This window comes from Chryseobacterium sp. RU33C (assembly GCF_900156015.1).
Lineage (GTDB): Bacteria > Bacteroidota > Bacteroidia > Flavobacteriales > Weeksellaceae > Chryseobacterium > Chryseobacterium candidae.
The window spans coordinates 106,869-131,351 of sequence record NZ_FTMT01000014.1 but is presented as its reverse complement, the minus strand read 5'-3'; the positions used below and the strand labels follow the sequence as shown (position 1 = coordinate 131,351).

General features: G+C 32.8%; 19 protein-coding genes. All 19 read left to right on the top strand.

All coding sequences use genetic code 11. The annotated features are described in order from the left end of the window. Positions 1 to 123: 123 nt before the first annotated feature. The 19 genes from BW946_RS13080 to BW946_RS12990 all read left to right on the top strand — a co-directional run bounded on the left by BW946_RS13080 (position 124) and on the right by BW946_RS12990 (position 24,346). Positions 124 to 1,650 (top strand): glycosyltransferase family 39 protein, encoded by a 1,527-nt coding sequence (locus BW946_RS13080; RefSeq protein WP_076596612.1) that lies wholly within the window; start codon positions 124 to 126, stop codon positions 1,648 to 1,650. A 199-nt stretch (positions 1,651 to 1,849) separates the two neighbouring features. Beyond that, on the top strand, positions 1,850 to 2,755 hold the full coding sequence (locus BW946_RS13075; RefSeq protein WP_076596611.1) for an NAD(P)/FAD-dependent oxidoreductase: 906 nt from the start codon (positions 1,850 to 1,852) through the stop codon (positions 2,753 to 2,755). A 377-nt stretch (positions 2,756 to 3,132) separates the two neighbouring features. Further along, positions 3,133 to 4,398, top strand: coding sequence for a serine hydroxymethyltransferase (gene glyA, locus BW946_RS13070; RefSeq protein WP_076596610.1), 1,266 nt, complete (start codon positions 3,133 to 3,135; stop codon positions 4,396 to 4,398). 57 nt (positions 4,399 to 4,455) lie between these two features. Continuing rightward, the gene (locus BW946_RS13065) at positions 4,456 to 4,914 is read left to right on the top strand and encodes a regulatory protein RecX (RefSeq protein ID WP_083688869.1); all 459 of its coding nucleotides are present in this window, start codon (positions 4,456 to 4,458) and stop codon (positions 4,912 to 4,914) included. A 357-nt stretch (positions 4,915 to 5,271) separates the two neighbouring features. Then, positions 5,272 to 7,200, top strand: a complete 1,929-nt coding sequence (locus BW946_RS13060; RefSeq protein WP_076596609.1) for a polysaccharide biosynthesis protein — start codon at positions 5,272 to 5,274, stop codon at positions 7,198 to 7,200. Between the two features lie 39 nt (positions 7,201 to 7,239). Continuing rightward, positions 7,240 to 8,064 carry a polysaccharide biosynthesis/export family protein gene (locus BW946_RS13055; protein WP_076596608.1) on the top strand — a complete coding sequence of 275 codons (825 nt, stop codon included), beginning with the start codon at positions 7,240 to 7,242 and terminating at the stop codon, positions 8,062 to 8,064. 6 nt (positions 8,065 to 8,070) lie between these two features. Beyond that, complete coding sequence (locus tag BW946_RS13050; RefSeq protein ID WP_076596607.1) at positions 8,071 to 10,467, top strand: GumC family protein; 2,397 nt, start codon at positions 8,071 to 8,073, stop codon at positions 10,465 to 10,467. After that, on the top strand, positions 10,467 to 11,762 hold the full coding sequence (locus BW946_RS13045; protein WP_076596606.1) for a nucleotide sugar dehydrogenase: 1,296 nt from the start codon (positions 10,467 to 10,469) through the stop codon (positions 11,760 to 11,762). Before BW946_RS13050 ends, BW946_RS13045 begins: the two co-directional genes overlap by 1 nt. Positions 11,763 to 11,768: 6 nt before the next feature. Then, a complete protein-coding gene (gene lhgO, locus BW946_RS13040) occupies positions 11,769 to 12,959 on the top strand; it encodes an L-2-hydroxyglutarate oxidase (RefSeq protein WP_076596605.1) in 1,191 nt (396 codons plus the stop codon). A gap of 35 nt (positions 12,960 to 12,994) precedes the next feature. Then, positions 12,995 to 14,119 carry a DegT/DnrJ/EryC1/StrS family aminotransferase gene (locus tag BW946_RS13035; protein ID WP_076596604.1) on the top strand — a complete coding sequence of 375 codons (1,125 nt, stop codon included), beginning with the start codon at positions 12,995 to 12,997 and terminating at the stop codon, positions 14,117 to 14,119. Between the two features lie 12 nt (positions 14,120 to 14,131). Further along, a complete protein-coding gene (locus BW946_RS13030; RefSeq protein WP_076596603.1) occupies positions 14,132 to 14,704 on the top strand; it encodes an acyltransferase in 573 nt (190 codons plus the stop codon). Positions 14,705 to 14,714: 10 nt separating this feature from the next. Next, on the top strand, positions 14,715 to 15,725 hold the full coding sequence (locus BW946_RS13025; protein ID WP_076596602.1) for a Gfo/Idh/MocA family protein: 1,011 nt from the start codon (positions 14,715 to 14,717) through the stop codon (positions 15,723 to 15,725). Between the two features lie 26 nt (positions 15,726 to 15,751). Further along, positions 15,752 to 17,131: a polysaccharide deacetylase family protein gene (locus BW946_RS13020; protein WP_076596601.1), complete on the top strand. Its 1,380-nt coding sequence runs from the start codon at positions 15,752 to 15,754 to the stop codon at positions 17,129 to 17,131. Next, a complete protein-coding gene (locus BW946_RS13015) occupies positions 17,128 to 18,198 on the top strand; it encodes an ATP-grasp domain-containing protein (RefSeq protein WP_076596600.1) in 1,071 nt (356 codons plus the stop codon). The genes BW946_RS13020 and BW946_RS13015 overlap by 4 nt, the downstream gene beginning before the upstream one ends. Before the next feature lies 1 nt (position 18,199). Beyond that, positions 18,200 to 18,907: a PHP domain-containing protein gene (locus BW946_RS13010; protein ID WP_076596599.1), complete on the top strand. Its 708-nt coding sequence runs from the start codon at positions 18,200 to 18,202 to the stop codon at positions 18,905 to 18,907. Continuing rightward, on the top strand, positions 18,904 to 20,085 hold the full coding sequence (locus BW946_RS13005; protein WP_076596598.1) for a lipopolysaccharide biosynthesis protein: 1,182 nt from the start codon (positions 18,904 to 18,906) through the stop codon (positions 20,083 to 20,085). The genes BW946_RS13010 and BW946_RS13005 overlap by 4 nt, the downstream gene beginning before the upstream one ends. A 692-nt stretch (positions 20,086 to 20,777) precedes the next feature. Then, positions 20,778 to 21,359: a hypothetical protein gene (locus tag BW946_RS13000; protein ID WP_139326005.1), complete on the top strand. Its 582-nt coding sequence runs from the start codon at positions 20,778 to 20,780 to the stop codon at positions 21,357 to 21,359. After that, positions 21,352 to 22,503 (top strand): glycosyltransferase, encoded by a 1,152-nt coding sequence (locus tag BW946_RS12995; protein WP_076596596.1) that lies wholly within the window; start codon positions 21,352 to 21,354, stop codon positions 22,501 to 22,503. The genes BW946_RS13000 and BW946_RS12995 overlap by 8 nt, the downstream gene beginning before the upstream one ends. 13 nt (positions 22,504 to 22,516) lie before the next feature. Next, on the top strand, positions 22,517 to 24,346 hold the full coding sequence (locus tag BW946_RS12990) for a glucosamine 6-phosphate synthetase (protein ID WP_076596595.1): 1,830 nt from the start codon (positions 22,517 to 22,519) through the stop codon (positions 24,344 to 24,346). Positions 24,347 to 24,483 lie beyond the last annotated feature (137 nt).

Sequence of the window (24,483 nt, the reverse complement as noted above, 5' to 3'; positions counted from 1 at the left end):
CTCAACCAATTTATGCTTATTTTTGAAGAAAGGCTCAGATTATAAAATCCAAGCCCTGACTTTTTAACTTACACACTTTGTGGGATAGTGTCCTTATCTTTAAATTTCAAACTATTATCCCTAATGAAAAAGGACTACTGGATTCTGCTTCTTTTTATCATTGCAAAGTTTGCACTCCAATACTCACTGATAAGCCCTGAGTATGAACTTCACAGAGATGAATACCTGCATCTTGATCAGGCCAATCATCTTGCCTGGGGATATCTCTCTGTTCCTCCTGTTAATTCCTGGTTGGCCTGGATGATTAAAATGTTGGGAAATTCTATTTTTTGGGTTAAATTCTTTCCAGTGCTGTTCGGAGCTTTGACAATTGTGCTGACATGGAAAGTTGTTGAAGAACTTAAAGGAGGTCTGTTTGCTAAAATTCTGGCTTCTGCAGGAATATTATTTTCAGTGCTTCTCCGGATTAATATGCTGTTCCAGCCAACCTCTCTGGAGATTTTACTCTGGCTTTCCCTTTATTACAGCCTGATCAGATATTTCAATTCTCAAAAAATAGAATGGTTGTATATAGGTGCCGTTATTGTTGGAATAGGAATATTAAATAAATGCAATATTGCTTTTGCATTGTTAGGACTTATTCCTGCATTACTGTTGACAAAGCAAAGGCAGATTTTTATGCAGTCTCATGTGTATTGGGCTGCTCTTTTAGCTTTAATTATTATTTTCCCCAATCTTCTTTGGCAGTACCAGAACCAGTTTCCGGTTATTCATCATATGGAAGAACTTTCTGAAAAACAATTGGTGCATGTAGATCGAATGGGTTTTATGAAATCACAGATTTTATTTTTTGTTGGAGTTATTTTTGTAACGATTGCAGGTTGGGGAGCATTACTGTTGTACAAACCTTTTGAGAAATTCAGGTTTTTCTTCTGGAGCTATATCATAACTATTAGTCTGTTTTTGTTTTTTAAAGCAAAAGATTACTACGCGATAGGGCTTTATCCGGTTTATATTGCTTTTGGTGCTGTTTTTCTCGGGCATGTGTTAGAAAAAGGAAGGAAAAGGTTTTTAAAACCGGTTAGCATACTTATTCCAATACTTTTATTCCTTCCACTATATAATGTCGCCTTTCCGAATAAAAGTCCTGAATATATTGAATCTCATCAGGATCAATACAAAAAATTCGGACTGCTTCGCTGGGAAGATGGAAAAGATCATCCGCTGCCACAGGATTTTGCCGATATGCAGGGTTGGAAAGAGCTGGCTCAAAAAGTAGATAAAGAATATTTCAGGGTATCAAAAACCGGAAATACGATGGTGCTGTGTGATAATTACGGACAGGCCGGAGCTATTAATTATTATTCGAAAGCTGGCGTTACGGCCATGTCATTTCATGCGGATTACATCAATTGGATAGATGTAAACAGGAAATATAAAAATGTGATCAGAGTTAAAGATGCCCCTGAAGCAGGGAAAGAACTTGAAGAATCCGGTTCTTTTTTTGAAGTTTCAAAATTAGCTGATTCTATTACCAATCCGTATGCAAGAGAAAGAGGAACCGCAATTTTCAGTTTTCAGGGAGCAAAAACAGATATCAATAAAAGAATTCAGGACGAAATTATCGAAGTAAAAAATGAGTGGAAATAGTTTTTCAAAATTGAGAGAGAAGTGATGATTTGTTTACAAAATAAAGGTAATAGATATAAATTATTATTGCAATCTTGTTGCGTTAATTAATTTTAATTTACCTTTGCACTATCATCTATCATCTATCATCTATCATCTATCATCTATCATCTATCATCTATCATCTATCATCTATCATCTATCAATTATCAACTGAACTATGAAAAACAAAAACTTTGATGTCATTATAACAGGAGGAAGCTACTCTGGATTGTCAGCAGGAATGTCTTTAGGAAGATCTTTAAGAAATGTTCTGATTATCGATAACGGAAAACCTTGCAACAGACAGACTCCGCATTCCCATAATTTTGTTACTCATGATGGGAAAACACCCGCGGAAATTGCAAAGCTGGCAAAAGAAGATGTTCAAAAATACAATACAGTTCACTTTTATAACGGAACCGTAGTGAAAACACAAAAGACAACCGAAGGTTTTGTGATTGAAACTTCCTTCGGTGAAAAATTTAATGCTAAAAAACTTATTCTTGCTTTAGGAGTGAAAGATATAATGCCGGATATTCCCGGGTTTGCAGAATGCTGGGGAACTTCTGTTATACACTGCCCATACTGTCATGGTTATGAAGTGAAAAACGAAGTTACCGGAATTCTTTCCAATGGAGATACGGCTTACGAATTTTCAAAACTGATTTTTAATCTGACTAAAGATCTTACCCTGTTTACCAACGGAAAGTCTTCACTTTCAAAAGAACAGATTGAAAAACTGGGTCACAATAAAATCGTTCTTAACGAAGATGAAATAAAAGAAATAAAACATGAAAACGGTTTCATTCAAAAAATAGTGTTCAAAAACGGAAAAGAACTTCCTTTACAGGCTTTGTATGCTAAAATTCCTTTTGAACAAAATATCAATGTGTCTGGTGATCTGGGTTGTGGAATGACAGAACAGGGATTTATTAAAGTAGATATGATGCAGAAAACAAACATTCCCGGAGTTTTTGCCTGTGGAGATAATGTAACCATGATGCGTTCCGTAGCCAATGCAGTTGCACAGGGAAATTTTGCAGGTGCTGTGGTGAATAAAGAACTTGCCGATGAGGAATTTTAAAGGCTTTCTTATTATAAAGTTGTTTAAACTTTATAAAACCACAAAAGTCACAAAAGGTTTCATTTTAAACCATTTTAGTCTACTTAAGTAAGTTTAAAATAAGTCTGAAGAAAAGTTCACATAAGACGAAAATCAAAGATTTTTTAAAACTTCGGTTTACTTATTATGCATAAAATCTGGTCCTAAAATACTTCAGTGTTTAAACTTTTGTGCCTTTTATGGTTAAAATAATTAATGTAAAAGTTGACACGGTTTTAATATAATATAAAAGGAGGTGTTTTTTCATTTTTTGGTGTTTAAAAATCATTTTTTCAATAGAGAAATCTCGATGAAAATTCCGTACATTTGGGGTGAAAATTTCAAAAACTAAAAGTAAAATGGATATTATTTTCGACCTGATTGAAAAGGAAAGACAAAGACAAACCCATGGTTTAGAACTTATTGCATCAGAAAACTTTGTTTCTGAAAATGTAATGAAAGCAATGGGAAGTGTACTGACAAATAAATATGCTGAAGGATATCCCGGAAAAAGATATTACGGAGGATGTGAAGTAGTAGATGAGGTTGAAACTTTAGCGATCAACAGAGCTAAAGAACTTTTCGGAGTAGATTATGTGAATGTTCAGCCGCATTCCGGTTCTCAGGCGAATGCAGCCATTTATCTTGCAGTTTTGAAACCAGGAGACAAAATCATGGGGATGGACCTTTCAATGGGAGGACACCTTACCCACGGTTCTGCAGTGAATTTCTCAGGGATTCAGTATAACGTAGTTTCTTATGGAGTTCAGCAGGAAACAGGTCTAATTGATTATGACCAAATGAGAGAAGTAGCACTGAGAGAAAAGCCAAAAATGCTTATCGCTGGTTTCTCAGCATATTCAAGAGACTTGGATTATGCTAAATTCAGAGAAGTGGCAGACGAAATAGGAGCTACTCTTTGGGCAGACATCGCTCACCCGGCTGGTTTAGTAGCAAAAGGATTGTTAAATTCTCCATTCGAACACTGTCATGTAGTAACTACTACTACTCACAAAACCCTGAGAGGACCAAGAGGAGGAATGATCATGATGGGGAAAGACTTTGAAAATACTTACGGTCACAAAACTCCAAAAGGAGAAATTAAAATGATGAGCCAGGTACTGGACGGAGCTGTATTCCCTGGTATTCAGGGAGGACCTCTTGAACACGTGATTGCCGGTAAAGCGGTAGCTTTCGGTGAAGCATTGGATGTACAGTTCGAAACCTATGCAAAACAGGTTAAAGCTAATGCTCAGGCATTATCAAAAGCAATGATAGACAGAGGATTTGATATCGTAAGCGGTGGTACAGATAATCACCTGATGCTGGTAGACCTTAGAAATAAAGGAGTAAACGGTAAAGAAACTGAAAAAGCATTAGTACTTGCTGATATTACTTGTAATAAAAACATGGTTCCTTTTGATGATAAATCACCATTTACAACATCTGGTATCAGATTGGGAACTGCGGCTATTACAACAAGAGGGTTGAAAGAAAATGATATGGACACTATTGCCGGATTAATTTCTGAGGTAGTAGACAATATCAAAAATGAAGAAGTTCTTGGATCTGTAAGAAAGAAAGTTAACGAATTAATGGAAGGTAAAGCTCTGTTCAATTACTAACGGGCATTCCAATATCATGTAAAGAATGGGCAGACTGCTCATTCTTTTTTTATTCAAATGGAAAAGAAATCTTATACTTTCGACGAAATTAAGCAGAAACTGGTTAATTATTGTGTTTATCAGGATCGCTGCCATGCCGAAGTGGAACAGAAGATGAGAGAATTTCTGCTTATTGATGAAGCAAAAGAAGAAATTATTTTATTTCTCCTGAAAGAAAATTACCTGAACGAAGAAAGATTTACCCGGAGCTACATCCGAGGCAAATTTTACATCAAACACTGGGGCAAGACCAAGATTAAAATGAATCTGAAACAGAAACAGATTTCTGAAAGGTTGATTAACTCCTGTTTTGATGAGATTGATGAATCTGATTATGAGAAAACCATCAGAAAAATTTTTGATGATTACTACACCAGGCAAACCGGCTTGAAAGAATATCAAAAAAAAACCAAAACTATAAAATATTTGATGAGTAAAGGTTTTGAGTATGAAAAAATAATTGATATTTTTGACTAAATATTAATAAATCAAAAAAACTTGACGCATGACTTTTAGAAAAAAAAACAATCAGTTCATTGAAAAAGATTGATATATAAAGATTTAATAATTCTTTTAAAGAAAAACAGTTAAATTAAAGAATTTGTATAGATAAATATCACCTTCATAAACAGTTTGTATGGTACGATTTTTGTCACTGAATTTAGCTGTACCGCAATGAAATTGTTAGACTATATAAATGAAACTTCAAATTTATTTTTGATTTCAGCATATTGAAATAAATTTATTTTATTTTTGCATGATTGTATCAAAATTATCTTTGATTGGATAGTTTAGATATTATACCTTAATTAAATATGAACACCAATATAGACAATGTACAATTCTCTTAGAAAAACAATATTTGGAGGGGATAATGTTGTCAATCTCTCAGACGTAAGATATCTTCCTAGATGGATAATTCTTGTAATAGATATTATTATTCTGGTAATATCTTTATTTCTTTCTACTTACATTATCGCAAAAATTACCAAGCAGGAATTTATATATCATGACGATAAAAGCTTGATTTTTAGTTTTATTATCCTTGTGAATGCTGCTTTTATGTATGTCTTCAAGACCTATGCAGGTATTATCCGTCATTCCACATTTATAGATTTATTTAAGCTTCTGATATCCTGTTTTTGCACAATGCTGGCTATCGGAACAGTAAATATCTGTTATTTCTGGATTACAGGAAGCAAATTCATACTGACTCCTTATCTGATGCTTTATTTTGTAATTTCATTTATGGGATTATTTCTTTTCAGACTCTATGTAAAAGAATTTTTTCATATCGTAAGGGAATACAGAAGAAGTGCGCTGAAAAAAAGAATTTTGGTATTGGGAATTGATGAACAATCTATTGCCATTGCCCGTGCTATTCTTGATAATCCGAGTTTGCCTTATCAGGTAGTAGGATTTTTGACACAAAGAACAGATTCTAAAAGGGCCTCTCTACTAGGAAAGCCAATTTATGAAAAACAAAAAATAGAGGAAAATACCAAAGAAGATCTTATCATTGATGGCGTTCTTGTTGTTAAAGAAATGATGGCCAGAGATGAGATGAATTCATGGGTAAATTTATTTTTAGAGAAGGATCTTAACGTCTTTAAAGCACCTTCAGTACAAAAGCTTAGAGATAGTGATCTGGGTGGATCTATTAGAAATCTTCAAATTGAAGATCTGTTGAATAGAAAACCTATCAAAATTCAGAACGAAAAAGTTAAAAAAAGACATTTTGATAAAACAGTATTAGTAACCGGTGGAGCAGGATCCATAGGAAGTGAAATTGTAAGACAGGTTGCTCTTTTCAATCCTTCATTGATTGTCATTTTAGATCAGGCAGAAACACCGCTTTATGAAATTGAACTTGAAATGACAGAGAAATTCCCTCATATCGCTTTCAAATTTGTTTTAGGAGATGTTTCCAATCATCACAGGATGGAATCTCTTTTCCAGACTTATAATTTCTCAATGGTATATCATGCAGCTGCTTATAAGCATGTCCCTTTGGTGGAAGAAAACCCTCACGAAGCCATCTTTGTTAATATATTAGGATCAAAGATTGTTGCAAAACTATCCAGTAAATATAAAGTAAACAGATTCGTAATGGTATCTACAGATAAAGCTGTAAATCCAACCAATGTAATGGGTGCATCAAAACGAGCTGCTGAACTTTTTGTGCAGTCGCTTCAGAATGTAGAAGGTAACGTTACCAAGTTTATTACAACAAGGTTTGGAAATGTACTGGGATCCAATGGCTCTGTTATTCCTCATTTCAAAAAGCAAATTGAAGCAGGAGGACCGGTAACCATTACCCATCCGGAAATTGTAAGGTATTTCATGACGATTCCTGAAGCCTGTGAACTTGTACTTCAGGCCGGAACAATGGGTGAGGGAGGTGAAATTTTTGTTTTCGATATGGGGGAACCTGTTAAAATTATTGATCTTGCCAAAAGAATGATAAAATTATCCGGATTCGAACCTAATATTGATATTAAGATTATTTATACAGGTCTAAGACCTGGGGAGAAGTTATATGAAGAACTCTTGAGTGACGACGCAAAAACACTTCCTACTCATAATGATAAAATTATGATTTCTAAAGACCCTTCTATGGGATTTGCAGAAATAGATACGCTTACTAAAGAAATTACTAAAGCTTCTCTTAGAAGAGATAAAGTGGAAGTGGTAAGGATTCTCAAAAAAATAGTGCCGGAATTCCGAAGCAATAATTCAATCTATGAGGCCCTGGATAAATAGAAAAAATATAAATGTATATTTGCATAATTTAACAAAATAATGAAAGGAAAAATATTAGCAGTAGTTTTGGCGTCTTCATTAGTGATTTCCTGTAAAGTGAATCCTAATGCTAAGAATGATTTAAATTATATGCAGAATATAGAACAGGTTGCAATCAATGCCTCTGCTAAAAATTCAGCGAATACCATCCAGGTAGGAGATCAGTTAGTTATTCTGATCACTGCTAAAGATATGGATGTTGTAAAACCTTTTAATCAGAATTACTCTTCGTCAGAACTTGTCCAAACAAATGCCACGGCAGGTGGAAACACTCCTAATCAGGGAGCAACAATACTGTCAGGACCAACCTATATTGTAGATGCAAATGGAAATATTGATTTTCCGATATTAGGAAAGCTGAACACATCAGATAAGAGTTTGACGACCTTCAAAGATGAGCTAAGGGAAAAAATGACGAAATACGTTATTAATCCAACAGTTAATATGCGACTTGCCAATTTTAAAGTGACCGTTTTAGGAGAAGTAAACAGACAAGGAGATTATACTATCGCTAATGGACAAGCAACTATTTTAAATGCTTTAGGGATGGCTGGTGATCTTACTCAGTATGGAAAAAGAGATGATATCTTAATCGTAAGAACTGAAAACGGTGTCGTTTCGCATGGTCGTGTCAACATTTTGGATGGTAATCTGATTAATTCGCCATATTATAATCTTAAACAGGGTGATGCTATTATTGTTTCTTCAAGCAATACAAAGGATGTTTTAGCAAAACAAAATCCAAATACAGGCCTTTACCTGACAGCGATTTCTATCGGTATTACAGCCATTGCAGTAGTGGTAAGTTTATTTAATAAGAAATAAAAATTGATGGATAACCAAAAATCTTCACAATTTTCAGAGGAAGAAAACAGCATAATCAAGATTAATATTGGTGAAATTATAAAACCATATATCCGAAAATGGCCTTGGTTTATTATAAGTGCATTTATTGCTCTGATAATAGGCTATATTTCATTGAAGTTTATGGTTCCTATTTATAGTGTACAGTCTACAATTCTTATCAAAGATGCTAAAAATTCCTCGTCATCAGTAATGGCAAATGATTTGGGAGTATTACCTGATTTGTCAGGAATTGGGGGGCTTAAAACCAATAGTATAGCCAATGAAATAGAAGTTTTGAAGTCAAAAAAGATGATGAGTGAAGTTATCAGCAATTTAAATCTTCAAACTAATATTACAGCAAAAGGAAAAATAAGAACCTTAGAACTATATAAAGAAACTTCTCCTGTAGAAGTGAGAGTAATTGGAGAGAAAAAAGATAAAGGCTCTGTAAATACAATTCAGCTTGCCATCAATGGAGAGAAGTTAACATTGAATGGAGAAAGTCTTAAAAAAGATATTATAACAACTTATGGTAAAACAATAAGTTTACCATTTGCTAATATTATAATAACAAAAAATTCCAAATTTAACTCCGCAGAAGTTAAAGGGATAAACATGAATAATCTGGTACTTCAGATATCCTCTCTGGAAGCTGCCGTAAATAGTCTTCAAGGACCACTTAATGTCGATCTTGTCAATAGAGAAACTACTGTCCTTAAACTTGGATATCAGTATCCTCAGATTTCAAAAGCCAAAGATATTATTAATAGTCTGATAGTAGCTTATAATAATGATGCTATTGTAGATAAAAATTCAGAATCAAAAAAGACTTTGGATTTCATTGAAGATAGAATAAAAAAATTATCAGGTGAGCTGGGAGAAGTTGAAAATCAGAAAGAAAGCTTTAAATCTAAAAATAATCTTACAGATTTAGAAACGGAAGCTAAAATTAATTTAGAAAGTTCTGCAGCAGCCAGGGCTAAGCAACTGGATGTAGATGCTCAGCTTGAACTTACAACAGCACTTATAGGCTATGTTTCCAAACAAGGACAGTATCAGGTTCTGCCTGCAAATGTTGGATTGAATAATCCTGAAGCAATATCAGGAATATCTTCATATAATCAACTTGTTTTACAGAGAAACAGATTACTTGAATCTGCTACGCCGGAAAACCCTACTGTGGTAGATGTTACAAAGCAAATTAATGCAATGCGTAGTTCTATAATGCAGACTCTCCAAAGGAATAGAGTAGGGCTGGAGCTTGCAAGAAATGAATATTTAGGAGAGCAAAATAAAGTTTCCGGAATAATATCAAAACTTCCTTCTATTGAAAAAATGTTCAGAAGCATAGAAAGACAACAACAAATTAAGGAAAATTTGTATTTGCTTTTACTTCAGAAAAGAGAAGAAACAGCTATTGCTCAATCTATTATAGCTCCAAAAGCAAAAGTTCTTGATGCTGCGTATGCTTCACCAGTAGCAATTTCTCCAAAAACCAATGTTATTTTGACGGTTTATTTAGTTGCTGGTCTGTTAATTCCTTTTATTATTATTTATTTAACAATACTTTTCAATAATAAGATTATTACTAAACATGATCTTGAGAAGGTTGTCCATGCTCCTATTATTGCAGAATTGCCAAGTCTTGAAAAGGGAGATTCCGAGATTGTTAAAATGAATGATATTACTCCTATGGCGGAAGCATTTAGAATTCTTATTACCAATATGAATTTCATGCTTTCAAAAGAGAAAAAAGGGAAAGTAGTATTTGTTACCTCAACCGTAAAAGGTGAAGGGAAAACATTCACATCTGTGAATTTGGCTTTAACATTGGCAAACCCTAAGAAAAAAGCAATTATTATCGGATCTGATATCAGAAACCCTCAGCTTCAAAGATATAATCCTGCCAGAAAAGGACTTGCCGGGCTTACGGAGTATCTATACAATGAAGACACTAAACTTGCAGATATTATTCATGTATCATCTTTTAATCCTTACCTGGATGTAATTTATTCAGGAATGATTCCTCCGAACCCAACAGAATTGTTATCTAACGGGCGTTATGAGGTCCTTCTTAGTGAATTGAAAGAAAAATACGAATATATTATTCTGGATACTGCTCCATTGCTTCTCGTAACAGATACTTTCCTTATTGCTGAACTTTCTGATATCACGATTTATGTTTCCAGATCTAAATACACTGAAAAGGCATTATTAGAATTTGCCAATAACAATATCGATCAGAAAAAGATCAGAAATGTAGGATTTGTACTTAATGATGTAAGCAGAGAAAATTTAGGATACAGTAACAAATACGGTTATGGCTATAACCAGCATACAGAACAATCTTGGTTTCAAAAAATAAAAAATAAATTTAGTTAATGGCAACAACATATAAAATAGCGGTTATAGGCCAGGGTTATGTAGGTCTTCCTTTATCTCTTGAATTTGCAGATCACTATCCTGTTTTTGGATTTGATATCAATACACAGCGTGTTGATCAGCTTAATAACGGAAAGGATATAACGCTTGAGGCTGATGTTGATAAATTAAATAGCGGACTGAAAAAGTATAACGAATCCAATGGTTCTTTAGGTTATAAAGCAACAAGCCAGTTATCTGATATTGCTGAAGCTAATGTATTCATTGTAACAGTTCCTACCCCTATTGATAAATATAATGCTCCCGATTTGAATCCATTGATTTCTGCTTCAAAAATGTTAGGAGAAATTATCAAAAAAGGAGATATTGTTATTTATGAATCTACGGTTTTTCCCGGATGTACAGAAGAAGAATGTGTACCGGTTCTTGAGAAATATTCAGGACTTACGTTTAACGAAGATTTTTTCGTAGGCTACTCTCCGGAAAGAATTAATCCGGGAGATAAAGTAAATACGCTTACAAGCGTTAAAAAAGTAACGTCAGGTTCTACGGAAAAGATTGCCGAAGAAGTAGATCAACTGTATAAGAAAATTATTACTGCAGGAACCCATAAAGCACCTAGCATTAAAGTTGCAGAAGCCTCAAAAGCTATAGAAAATGCACAAAGAGATGTTAATATTTCTTTTGTTAACGAATTGGCTTTAATTTTCGACAGAGTAGGAATTGATACCAATGATGTATTGGAAGCTGCAGGAACAAAATATAATTTCCTTAAATATAAACCAGGATTGGTGGGAGGACATTGTATCTCCGTAGATCCTTATTACCTTGCACACAAAGCAGAACAACTGGGATATCATCCGGATGTGATCTTATCCGGAAGACGTGTAAACGATTCTATTGCAAAGTTTGTTGCTGCTAAAGTGGTTAAACTTCTTATTGCAAAAGGCGGAGTAATTAAAAATTCCAGTGCCCTTATTTTAGGAGTTACATTCAAAGAAAACTGTCCCGATGTCAGAAATACTAAAGTAGTAGATATCTACAGAGAATTGGCTGATTACGGAGTAAATGTTGATATTTATGATCCGTGGGCAAGCAAAGAAGAAGTAAAGCACGAATATGGAATTGATATTCTGGACGCTCTTGAGGAAGGGAAAAAGTATGATTCTTTAGTGATCGCAGTATCTCATAATGAGTTTCTGGAAATGGATCTGAATCAGCTTAAAAAAGAAAATGCTGTGGTTTTCGATACTAAAGCATGTTTAGACAGAAATCTGGTAGACGCAAGATTATAACTGATCATGAACTATGATATCATAATCATTGGTGCCGGTTTGGTAGGATTGGCCACAGCTTATCAGACCAAGATGAAAAATCCTGATTCTAAGATTTTAATTTTGGAAAAAGAAAACGATGTGGCCCTACACCAATCGGGACATAACAGCGGAGTAATCCATAGCGGGATTTATTATAAACCGGGAAGCCTCAAAGCTAAAAATTGCATTGAAGGGTATAACTCAGTTATCCACTTTGCTGAGAAACACGGCATACGATATGACCTTTGCGGGAAGATCATTGTAGCTACTTCTCAGGAAGAATTACCACTTTTGGATAATATCTATAAAAGAGGAGTTGAAAACGGACTGCAGGATTTAAAATATCTTTCGAGAGAAGAATTCCGTGAAATCGAACCTCATTGTGAAGGTGTAAAAGCAATTAAAGTTCCGCAAACCGGAATTATTGATTACCCGGGAATAGCCCAAAAAATAAAAGAACTTTTTGAAGAATTAGGAGGAGAAATAAGATTTAATAATGAAGTAAAAAACATCATTGATAAAGGATCTGAAATTATTGTCAATACCAATATTTCCGAATTTAAAACCAAAAAGTTAATTTCCTGTGCAGGATTGTATTCCGATAAAATAACCAGAATGACCAACGAAAAAAACGATGTGGTCATTATTCCTTTTAGAGGAGAATATTATAAAATTAAGGATGAAAAAAAATATCTGGTAAAGCATCTTATTTATCCTGTACCTGATCCTAATTTTCCGTTTCTTGGAGTTCACTTTACCAGAATGATTGATGGTAATATAGAAGCAGGTCCTAATGCAGTGCTGGCTTTTAAAAAAGAAGGATACCATTTTTTCGACTTCAACTTTAGCGAAACCATGCAAACCATGCTATGGCCAGGGTTTAGAAAAATTGTAGCGAAATACGGAAAAACCGGAATGGGAGAAATGCACCGTTCACTTTCCAAGTCCGCATTTACAAAAGCCCTTCAGAAACTTTTACCGGAAATACAGGAAAACGATCTTGTTACAGGTGGTTCAGGAGTAAGAGCTCAGGCTTGCGACAGAAACGGAGGATTGATTGATGATTTTGATATCGTGAAAAATGGAAATATTATCCATGTTAGAAATGCTCCTTCTCCGGCTGCCACTTCGTGCCTTTCCATAGGAAATAAAATAAGTGAGCTTATCATGAATTAAAAAATAGCACTCCGTGCACTCAAAAAACTAAGAATATGAAAATTCAAATGGTTGATCTTAAAGGTCAATACCTGAAAATAAAAGAAGAAGTAGATGCTGGTATTCAGGAATGCATAGACAATACAGCATTTATTAATGGTCCTGCTGTAAAAGAATTTCAAAATGATTTTGAAAAATATCTGGGAGTAAAACATGTAATTCCATGTGCCAACGGAACAGATGCTCTTCAAATTGCCATGATGGCACTTGATCTGCAGCCTGGCGACGAAATCATCTGCCCTGCTTTCACATATGTAGCTACTGCGGAAGTGATTGGTCTTTTAGGATTAAAACCTGTAATGGTAGATGTAAACGAAGATACGTTTGATATACAGCTGGATGGTCTTGAAAAATATCTGACATCTAAAACCAAAGCAATTGTTCCTGTTCATTTATACGGCCAGAGTGCTGATATGGAGAAAATTCTTGAATTTGCAGAAAGACACAACCTTTTTGTTATAGAAGATAATGCTCAGGCAATAGGTTCCGATTATACTTTTTCTGATGGAACTGTGAAAAAAACAGGAACTATCGGGCATATCGGATGTACCTCATTTTTCCCTTCAAAAAATCTTGGATGCTATGGTGATGGTGGTGCATTGATGACGAACGACGATGAATTGGCTTCCAAAATCAGGATGATTGCCAACCACGGTCAGGAAAAGAAATATTATCACAAAGTTTTAGGCTGTAATTCAAGATTGGATACCATTCAGGCAGCGGTATTAAAAGTTAAGCTTAAGCATTTGGATGAGTATTCAGCTGCCAGAAACAGAATGGCAGATTATTATGATACAAACCTTGCAGGGATAGCTGAAATTCAAACTCCTAAAAGAGCTGTAAATTCTACCCATGTATTTCACCAGTATACCCTTAGAGTGAAAAATGGGAAAAGAGATGAATTACAAAAGTATTTGGCAGAAAAGAATATTCCAAGTATGGTATATTATCCTTTACCTCTATACAAACAAGAAGCTTTTCTTCAATATGTAGAAGAAGGTTTTAGTCTTCCTGTTACAGAGCAGCTTTGTACAGAAGTTATTTCTCTTCCGGTACATACAGAGTTTGATCAGGAAGTACTGGATGTTATTATTACAGAAATTAAGAATTATTTTAATTAATATAAAGCAGATATGTCGGATTTTTTTGCACACGAAACAGCCGTTATTGACGAAGGATGTCACATAGGGAAAGGAACCAAAATTTGGCACTTTTCACATCTTATGACAGGCTGCATTTTAGGAGAAAAATGTAATATAGGTCAGAATGTTGTCATCTCACCTAAAGTAGTTTTAGGTCAGAATGTGAAAGTTCAGAATAATGTTTCTATTTATGAAGGAGTAACATGTGATGATGATGTTTTTTTAGGCCCTTCAATGGTTTTTACCAATGTGATAAATCCAAGAAGTGCAGTAAACAGAAAAAATGAATATCTGAAGACCCATGTAGGAAAAGGAGCGTCTATAGGAGCCAATGCAACAATTGTTTGCGGACATAATATAGGTGAGTACGCCTTTATTGGTGCAGGAGCAGTGGTTACAAAAGAAGTGCCGGATTATGCATTGGTAGTAGGAAACCCGGCAAGACAAATGGGATGGATGAGTGAATATGGACAAAGACTTCAGTTTGATGCCGAAAATATTGCTGTTTGTGAAGAAAGTGGAGAAAAATACAAATTAGAAAATAATAAAGTTTCAAAAATTTAAAAACATACAAATGAGTGAAAAAATAAAATTTGCAGTCGTTGGGTGCGGGCATATCGGAAAGAGACATGCTGAAATGATCTCAAGAAATGAAGAATGTGAATTAGTTGGATTGATCGATGTTAAAGATAAATCTGTATTGGGAATCGAAAGTTATGACGTTCCTTTTTTTACATCACTGGATGAGTTTTTAGCTTCCGGGATTGAAGTAGATGTTATTAATATTGCTTCTCCCAACGGATTCCATTTTGAGCAATCTTATAAAGTGATAGATGCAGGTAAGCACGTCGTAGTAGAAAAGCCAATGGCTCTGAAAAAACAGCATGCGGAAAAACTTATTTTTCAAGCGTTGCACAAGCATAAACAAGTTTTTGCCGTTATGCAAAACAGATATTCTCCACCTTCTGCATGGGTGAAAGAAATGGTAGAAAGCGGAAAACTAGGAAATATATATATGGTTCAGCTTAATTGCTACTGGAACCGTGATGACAGATATTATAAGACAGAATCATGGCACGGGAAAAAAGACCTGGATGGAGGAACCTTATTTACACAGTTTTCTCACTTTATCGATATCATGTACTGGCTGTTCGGCGATATTACTAATATTCAGGCAAAATTTGCAGATTTTAATCATGCAACTCTTACTGATTTTGAAGATTCAGGATTCGTTAGCTTTGATTTTGTAGATGGAGGAATGGGTTCCTTAAATTATTCTACTTCAGTTTGGAATCAGAACCTTGAAAGTTCTATGACGATCATTGCAGAGAATGGTTCTGTGAAGATTGGAGGACAGTATATGGACAAAGTTGAAGTTTGTAATGTAAAAGACTATGTAATGCCGGAATTAGCTCCAACAAACCCTGGAAATGATTATGGTGCTTATAAAGGATCTGCAGCCAATCATCATTATATCATAGAAAATGTAGTGGATGTATTAAAAGGAAGAAATACCATTACTACTAATGCTTTGGAAGGGCTTAAAGTGGTGGATATTATAGAAAGGATATATGATAAAAAGTAGAAAATTTTCATAATAGTTTTAAAATTTTGGTAACAAGTAATTATTTCTCAGAAATACTTTCGGATGATCAGTTGCAAGATTGGGTGAGTATTATTTTTAGAGAGAGATTTGACATAGATGTTCAGGTTGAATTCACTGATGATCATTTTTGTTTGATTTTTTCTAAGAATAACCATTTTATAACTATTAACTTTACTGATAATGGAAGACAAGGATTTTTTAGTAAAGAAAATACTTTAAGTTATATATCCAGAGAGGCTATTTCAGAGACAACTGGTCTGGAAATTCCAAATGAAAATTTAGTTTTATTTGGAGTTTCAGAAATAGATTGGTTTATCAGGAAAGAAAATAATACTTTTACAATAAATTATGACTTCGTATCCTATATGATATGGACCCTCAATAGATTAGAAGAATACGAAGTGAAATCTGAAGATAAACATTCCAGATTTGAGTTGAAAGATTCTCATTTATTTAAAGATGAATTATATTTGCGGCCAATAGTTGATGAGTGGGTTTATTTTATTGGGAATATACTTTTAGCCTCGGGCATTGATTGCAAACAAAATAAGTTTTCTTATGAAGTAAGCCACGATGTTGATAAGATATCAAGATATATAAGTGTTCCTAAAACTAAATTTATTACACTTTTTCTTATAGATTTATTGAAAAGACCCCAATTGGCTGTTTCTTATTTGACTAACAGGAAATTTTTTTTTGATAACGAGGCTTCAAATACATTTGATTGGCTTATGGATGTTTCAGAGAAGTATGGTATCATCAGTAAATTTTATTTTATTCCGGCCAGTACTTCTTTCAAATTTGATTTTAGATACAACTATACCAATTTTGTAAAACGTCTTATAAAAAAAATAGACAATAGAGGCCATGAAGTAGGTATTCATTATAGTTATAACGCATCATCAAAATTCCGTATTAAAACAGAATGGATGAAGCTCAGAAAAATTTTATCTGAACTGAATATTCCTACAGATCTTGGAGGGAGAATGCATTATTTAAGAATTAGTTTTCTTGAAACATTAAGGCAGCTTTCCACAGCCGGACAAAAATATGACAATACATTAACCTTTCATGAAACAGGTGGTTTTAGATGTGGGACATGTTTTCCATATAAACCGTTTGATATTTATAATAAATCAATACTGAATGTAGAAATAAGACCTTTAATTGTAATGGAAGGAAGTGTTTTATATTATTCTAAAATAAATATAGATGATGATAAAGCTCTTCATTACGTAAAAAAAATAGTTCTTCAGTGCTACAAAGTTGGAGGAAGATTTTCATTACTTTGGCATAATGATGAATTTGAGAGTGAAAAAAAGAAAGAACTATACTGTCAGATCCTTGAATTCTGTTCAACCTTGAATAATACAAAGCAAGTATGAGAATTTTGATAACAGATGCAAATTACAAGAACTCTATTGCAATACAGCGAGAATTGCATAGAGAAAATATACACGAAGTTTTTGCCACAGATAAGGAAACTGTTTTTTTTACTAAAAGGTTTGGCTATTGTAAAGATTATCTTGTGGGGAATTTAGAAGAATCCGTTAAGCAGACTCAACCTGAATTTATAATTCCCGTAGGAAGTGAAGCAGTAACTATATGTTCGGAAAAGTATAGGGAATTGTGTTTGCTGCCTCCCAAAGAAAGTCTTGAAATAGCATTGAATAAAGACAAAATGGTAGTTTTAAATTTTCTTCAGGATGTCCATTATCCAGAATGTAAATTATTTTCAAATCTTGAAGAATTGAGACAATATAGTAAAGATAAAAATTGTGTAGTTAAATCGAGTAATGAAAGTTTAGCTAAATTTGACCCAATATATGTAAAGTTAGCTTCTGAATCTGAATTTGATGAAATAGAAAAATATTTGTCGGGAGGAGTAAAATTATTAATGCAGGAAAGGGTATCAGGAGTAGGCAGAGGTTTCTTTTGTATTGCTAAAGAAGGTAAAATCATTAGTTACTATATGCATGAGCGTATTAGAGAAATACCCATTACTGGAGGATCTAGTACGGCTGCTAAGTCGGTTTTTTGTGATAAAATGTTTAGTATATCCAAACAGATTATTGAGTATTTAAAATGGTCAGGCCCTCTAATGATTGAATATAAATATGATGAGTCTAACCAAAAGTATCATTTGATAGAGTTAAATCCTAAATTTTGGGGTTCGCTGGATTTATCTTATGCATTAGGATTGAATTTTGGTAGAACTTTGATAGATGCCTATTCAAAGAATGTAAACGAAAACCTTGAAAAGAAATATGAAGTTGGGGAAAAATTTTTTTGGGTTTTAGATGGAGATCTTTTAGGCTTGTTTAAAACAGGAAAGCTGCATAAAATTAAAGAATATTTTCAAACAAATTCTCATACGAATTTATTTGAAAATTTTTCCATTGATTTGGTTAAATTAATGTGGACAATAAAGAAAATTTTCTCAAGTAATTAAAATGAAAAAAGGTATCTTTCATTTTCATAGTACCTATTCCTACGATGGAATTAATACGATTGAAAATATAATTAAAGTAATAAAGGATAAAAAGCTAGACTTTATTGTATTGACAGATCATGAAACTATAGAAGGAAGCCTGGAACTTCAGAAAAAAGTAAAAGAATACAATCTGGATGTAGAGATACCAACTGCTGCAGAATATAAGACAAATCAGGGAGATGTAATTGCATTAAATATAAAGAATGAAATTACAGATATGAAATGGGAAGAGTTTTATAAAAGTGCAAGAGAACAGAATGCGATGCTAATTTTACCTCATCCCTATGACGGACATACCCAAATAGAAAAATTGGCTCAGGCTGTTGACGTTATAGAAGTATTTAACGCCAGATCATCAGTTATTAATAATTATAAGTCTTATCTATTAGCTCTAAAATATAAAAAAACTATGATTTGGAGCTCCGATTCACATATTCCTCAATCTCTCTTAAATGTAGTGGTAGGATATGAAAAAAAAGATTTAAAGTTTCATGAAGCATTAACAAATGGTGAAATTGCTCCATTATTTATAAAAAAAAGCTCAGTGTTAGATATTTTTCTCTCGCAGCTCAAGAAAGCGTATGTGAACAAAAATTTTAAATTATTTATTTACATTGTATACAAAACTCTTTTTAAGAGAACTAAAGAAGATTATTTAAATTTATGAAAAGAAAAATAATATCTTTTTTAGGCAGCAATATATTATCTCAATTAATATTACTGATTGCGGTTCCATTAACCGGAAGAATTTATTCTGATTACGAAATTGGAGTACTGTCATTTATTTTGTCCATTTCCGCTCCATTATCCTATTTTTATACTTTGTCATACAACAAAGCAATTATGTTACCAGCCAAAAGCGAGGAATATAGTATGCTGTATGCTGTTTCTATTTTTTTAAGTATAACCATCTCATTAATTTCTTTTTTCGTTATACTTATTTCAATGTTATTTTTTGATATAGACTCCTATTTTTTACTTGTTCCATTGGTTGCATTTAGCCAGTCTTTATATAGTGCGTCAAAAGATATTCTTATTAAAAAAGGATTGTTGAATGTGGTGAGTAAATCAATGATACTTAACTCTGTGTTTGCCGTTATCATTATACTTTCCGGTTATTATATAAAATTATCATACGGTATTTTAGTATTATCTTATGTGCTACCTAATTTCTTGGCTACTATATTCATACTGTTTTATCTCAAACTCCAAAAAAGGAATATTGTTTACAGAGATTTTTACAATATAATAATAAAATATAAGTCTTTCCCATTGCATCAGATGCCAGCTTATTTTATTAATACTTTCAATGCAGAGCTGCCCAGTTTCTTTATAAAACATTATTTTGGAGAAGCTATTTTGGGAAACTACTTTATGGCTTCCAAAATTGTGAATAAACCACTAAGTCTAATATCTGAAAGTTTAAATGGATTAATATACAAGGATTTGTCAGAAACCAATAAAGTGAAGCTAAATAAAAAAATGAATACCTATGTTGGATTATTATTCTTGGTTTCCCTACTGTTTGCTATTGTATATTTAATTTTTGGTGAATATTTTTTCTCTTTATTTTTTGATATTAATAAATGGAGAAAAGCATTTGATATGAGTAAAATAATAATTTTCACAACTGTTATTTCATCGTCTTTTTCTCATTATTCAAGTGGTGTATTGGTTAAAAGGAAGAATAAAATTTTTCTTGTTTGGGAGGTAATTACTACTTTAGTTTTGCTGGTTTCATTTTTTTTAGGAAAAAGTTCTACCATCGATTTATTTATATGGATTTATGTGGGAGTAATTCTATTTAGATATTTATTACTTTCTTTACTATTTAATAAGTCTTGACGTTTATTGTTATGAAGTATTTTACATTATTAATATTTTCTATTATATATAAGTTATCTTTAGATTATCTCTATGTTAATTCAATATCTGTACATTACGGATATCTTGGTTATGTAAGAGAATTTAGTCATACCATTAATAATCTTTCTTACATTGTTATAATATTTTATACTTATTTTTTTAAAAAGATTCTAGAAAAAAATACACCAGCAAGCTTAATTCTTATGGTGACATATCTTTTATACTTTTTACCCAACCTAACTTTTTGTATATATACCAATAATTTTGAGTTTTTTTTATATAGTATTTTATATTGTGCGCTTCTCTTTTTGTTTTATATAAGATACGATAATGTGAAATATTTTAAAATTTTTGACAATTCCCAATCCATGATATTGTTTAAAATTTTATTATATACTGTGGTTTTAATGATGATTATTTTTTCCGTTATATATAATGGTTTTAATATTAAATTTGATTTTGAAGAGGTATATGAAATACGCGCAAAAGTCAGTGAGCTAAATATGCCTTCCTTCATTAATTATCTCCGGCCAATATCAAGTATGTTTATTACGATTTCTTTTATGTATTATCTGATACAAAAAAATGTTTTTCTTAGCTGTCTGTTTTTCTTCTTTGGCTTAATGATGTATTCTTTTGGAGCGCATAAGACAGATTTCGTATTATTGATCATGACGATACTTATTTATTTCTTTTATAAAAAAGAATATAATAAATACCTTCTGCACGCATTTATTGGTTTCAATAGTATTTTAATCTTTTTTGTCGTATTTGGAAGTGAGAATGTTCAGATCAGTATTGCAGGTCTTTATTCAAGAACCTTTTTCACACCTACATTATTAGCCTATTGTCATTATGATTACTTTTCAACTCATGAATTACTTTACCTTCGTGAGCATTTTGGACACTGGTTCGAAACAACAGTAAATCATAAAAACAATTCCCCTTATATAATAGCAGCAACTTATTTTAACGATCCGGAAATGTCTTCCAATACGGGTTTGATAGGAAGTGATTATGCACAATTTGGATGGGCTTCTTTACTTGTATTTCCTTTTGTAAGAGCTTTTTTCCTGAGAGTATTTGATATGTCAAGCTTTAAATTAGATGCAAGAATATATTTGATTTCCAGTTTTTCTTTTGGAATTCTATTTATTAATGGTGCTTTTTTTACAGCACTTATTTCAGGAGGATTTCTGGCAGTTTGCTTTTTACTTTACTTAATGCCTAGATATACTAAAAATAATGAATAAAAAGATACTTCATCTTTCACCCACAGATATCCGATACGACAGTAGGATTTTAAAGGAGCTGAAGGCAGTCCAAAAAATTGAAAACACAACTCTGGTAGCCTATGGAATTGATGACTCTGAAGGACATAAATATGAAACAGAGCAAATACCTTTTATCAGGGTATTTAATATTGCTACAAAAAATCTTAAATTTTTACCAAGACCTGTCAGATATTTTCTTAATCTTATAGAGGCATTTATCAGGATGGTTTTTCCAGGAATCAAATACAAACCGGATGTTATCCATTGTCATGATACACTGTATTTACCTATTGCAAAAATAATTAAATTATTTTGCCGTTCAAAACTCATTTATGACGCTCATGAACTGGAATCAGATAAGGCAGGCCAATCAAAAATACTATCAAAATATACACTTTTCATTGAAAAAATGTTATGGAAAGATATAGATATACTAATTAGTGTAAGCCCATCCATTATTGATTGGTATGATAAAAATCTTGGGAAAAAGAAAAGTCTATTGATATTAAACTCGCCATTGCTTGATACTTCTCCCAGAGAAAATAGTAAAAATAATTATCTCAGAGAAAAATTTAATATTCCTGAAGGGAAAAAAATATTTCTATATCTGGGAATAATAAGTGAAGTAGGAAGAGGTGTACATTTGTATTTGGATGTTTTTCAAAGAAAAGAAGTAGATTCACACATTGTTTTTATTGGCTATGGTGAGTATGTTGATCAAATAAAAAAAGCAGCGCTTAATAACGATAATATTCATTATCATCCGGCAGTTCCGCATCATCAGGTTGTAGAGGTGTCTACATCTGCAGATGTAGGGCTTTGTCTGGTAGAAGCTGTTTCTTTAAGTGATTATTATTGTCTTCCCAATAAATTATTTGAATATGCTTTTTCAGAATTATATATTTTAGCGTCAGATTTTCCGGATATTAGAAAAATTGTGGATGAATATGATTTAGGAAAATGTAGTAGCTTAAATGCTGAAAATTTATTTGAAATTGTAAAACAGGTTGAACATTCAGATTTGGACAATAGGCTCAAAACAGACCTTTACCCGCTTAGCTGGAACTTTCAGGAAAGTGAGTTATTAAAAATGTATAATAATATTTTAAAAAATAAAGAATAAATAATAAAGACAAATGTGTGGAATTTTTGGAGTCGTATCAAAGACTCATATCAACAAGCAGAAGTTTCAAACTCTGGTAAAACATTCCGAACAAAGAGGAGTGGATTCCAGTGGTTTGATCTATTATCAAAACAATAACTATAAAGTAAACAGAGCTGATTATAGTATTGAGAAATTACTGAACAAAGTACAGCCGTATAATAATAATGTTGTATTAGGTCATAGTAGATTGATTACTAATGGTTTGGGTGATAATCAGCCCGTGGTGAGAGGAAATATATGTGCTATCCACAACGGTATTATTGTCAATGAAGAAGAAGTTTGGAGCAAATTATCAGTAAGCAGGCAGCTTAAAATTGATTCTGAAGCTATTGTAGCTATTGCAGAAGAATTTCTTAGCAATAAGGAGAATAAAATTGAAGACCTTCCCAAAGAAATACTTTCTTTATGCAGAGGTGTTATTGCATGTGCTCTTGTACTGCCGGAAAAAGGAAAATTGCTTCTTTTTTCCAATAATGGAAGCCTATATGTAGGGTACAATGAAGATAAAACGTATTTTGCCTCAGAAAATTATGGCCTTAAAATTATCGGATGTGAGAATATCAGCCAGATAAAAGATGAAGCTATGATTATTGATATTCCTGTTTCAGAAGAAAAACTGACTATAATAGATGAGAAAAGCAGAGTAGAGAATTTAATTCCTGAATTTAAATTTAATACTATTGAAGAAGGTCTACTGGAATATAAAAAGATAAATATCAAGAGATGTACAAAATGTATACTACCGGAAACAATGCCCTTCATAAAATTTGATGAGGCTGGAGTATGTAATTATTGTAAAAATTATAAACCAAGAAATAATCCGAAACCAAAAGAAGAATTATTTAAATTGGTTGAACCTTACAGAAGAAAAGGAAAAGAATTAGATTGTATCGTTCCTTTTTCAGGAGGTAGAGATAGCTGCTATGGGTTACACCTTATTGTAAAAGAACTGGAAATGAAACCTGTTACTTATACCTATGACTGGGGAATGGTAACAGACCTTGGAAGACGAAATATCAGCCGTATGTGTGCAGATCTTGGGGTAGAAAACATTATTGTTGCAGCAGATATTTCACTCAAAAGAAAGAATATCAGAATGAATCTTGAAGCATGGCTGAAGTCTCCTCACTTAGGAATGATGGCAATGCTTACTGCAGGAGATAAACATTTCTTCAGATATGTAGAAGATATAAAGAAACAAACTGGAATCAATCTTAATCTTTGGGGAGTAAATCCATTGGAAGTAACACACTTTAAAACAGGGTTTTTAGATATTGAACCTGATTTTGAAGAAAAAAGAGTGTATAGTCATGGTGCTATGAAACAGTTGAGATACCATTCTAAGAGGTTCAGAGCAATGATGCAGAGTCCAGGGTATTTTAATAGCTCACTTTGGGATACTTTGTCTGGTGAATATTATCGTAGTTTCACAGAAAAACAGGATTACTACCATATATTTGATTATTGGAGATGGGATGAAGAGCAGGTGGATAATACTCTTTTAAATGATTATGATTGGGAGAAAGCAATAGATACTACCACGACCTGGAGAATCGGAGATGGAACTGCTGCCTTTTATAACTATGTATATTATACTGTAGCTGGTTTTACAGAACATGATACGTTTAGAAGCAATCAGATCAGAGAAGGACAAATGACAAGAGAAAGAGCCCTAGAACTTGTTGAAATAGAGAATGCTCCACGTTATCAGAACATCAGATGGTATTTAGATACTTTAGGACTGGATTTTGAACGCGTGATAAAAATAGTTAACAATATTCCAAAATTATATAAGCAATAATAGATGCTAATTACAAATGCCTACTTATAGATGAAAAACGTATTAATTTATAAAATTAGGTTTATTTTTATTTTTTTGTTTTGTACCATCAGCACTTGCTTGATGGTACAAGCATCTGTAAGCAAATCATCATTAAT

What these genes read in the sequence shown, in the direction of transcription:
- BW946_RS12990 (WP_076596595.1), top strand. Translation starts at nt 22,517, where the DNA reads ATGTGTGGAATTTTTGGAGTCGTATCAAAGACTCATATCAACAAGCAG.
- lhgO (WP_076596605.1), top strand. Translation starts at nt 11,769, where the DNA reads ATGAACTATGATATCATAATCATTGGTGCCGGTTTGGTAGGATTGGCC.
- glyA (WP_076596610.1), top strand. Translation starts at nt 3,133, where the DNA reads ATGGATATTATTTTCGACCTGATTGAAAAGGAAAGACAAAGACAAACC.
- BW946_RS12995 (WP_076596596.1), top strand. Translation starts at nt 21,352, where the DNA reads ATGAATAAAAAGATACTTCATCTTTCACCCACAGATATCCGATACGAC.
- BW946_RS13060 (WP_076596609.1), top strand. Translation starts at nt 5,272, where the DNA reads ATGTACAATTCTCTTAGAAAAACAATATTTGGAGGGGATAATGTTGTC.
- BW946_RS13075 (WP_076596611.1), top strand. Translation starts at nt 1,850, where the DNA reads ATGAAAAACAAAAACTTTGATGTCATTATAACAGGAGGAAGCTACTCT.
- BW946_RS13050 (WP_076596607.1), top strand. Translation starts at nt 8,071, where the DNA reads ATGGATAACCAAAAATCTTCACAATTTTCAGAGGAAGAAAACAGCATA.
- BW946_RS13045 (WP_076596606.1), top strand. Translation starts at nt 10,467, where the DNA reads ATGGCAACAACATATAAAATAGCGGTTATAGGCCAGGGTTATGTAGGT.
- BW946_RS13035 (WP_076596604.1), top strand. Translation starts at nt 12,995, where the DNA reads ATGAAAATTCAAATGGTTGATCTTAAAGGTCAATACCTGAAAATAAAA.
- BW946_RS13030 (WP_076596603.1), top strand. Translation starts at nt 14,132, where the DNA reads ATGTCGGATTTTTTTGCACACGAAACAGCCGTTATTGACGAAGGATGT.
- BW946_RS13065 (WP_083688869.1), top strand. Translation starts at nt 4,456, where the DNA reads ATGGAAAAGAAATCTTATACTTTCGACGAAATTAAGCAGAAACTGGTT.
- BW946_RS13015 (WP_076596600.1), top strand. Translation starts at nt 17,128, where the DNA reads ATGAGAATTTTGATAACAGATGCAAATTACAAGAACTCTATTGCAATA.
- BW946_RS13010 (WP_076596599.1), top strand. Translation starts at nt 18,200, where the DNA reads ATGAAAAAAGGTATCTTTCATTTTCATAGTACCTATTCCTACGATGGA.
- BW946_RS13000 (WP_139326005.1), top strand. Translation starts at nt 20,778, where the DNA reads ATGACGATACTTATTTATTTCTTTTATAAAAAAGAATATAATAAATAC.
- BW946_RS13025 (WP_076596602.1), top strand. Translation starts at nt 14,715, where the DNA reads ATGAGTGAAAAAATAAAATTTGCAGTCGTTGGGTGCGGGCATATCGGA.
- BW946_RS13055 (WP_076596608.1), top strand. Translation starts at nt 7,240, where the DNA reads ATGAAAGGAAAAATATTAGCAGTAGTTTTGGCGTCTTCATTAGTGATT.
- BW946_RS13080 (WP_076596612.1), top strand. Translation starts at nt 124, where the DNA reads ATGAAAAAGGACTACTGGATTCTGCTTCTTTTTATCATTGCAAAGTTT.
- BW946_RS13005 (WP_076596598.1), top strand. Translation starts at nt 18,904, where the DNA reads ATGAAAAGAAAAATAATATCTTTTTTAGGCAGCAATATATTATCTCAA.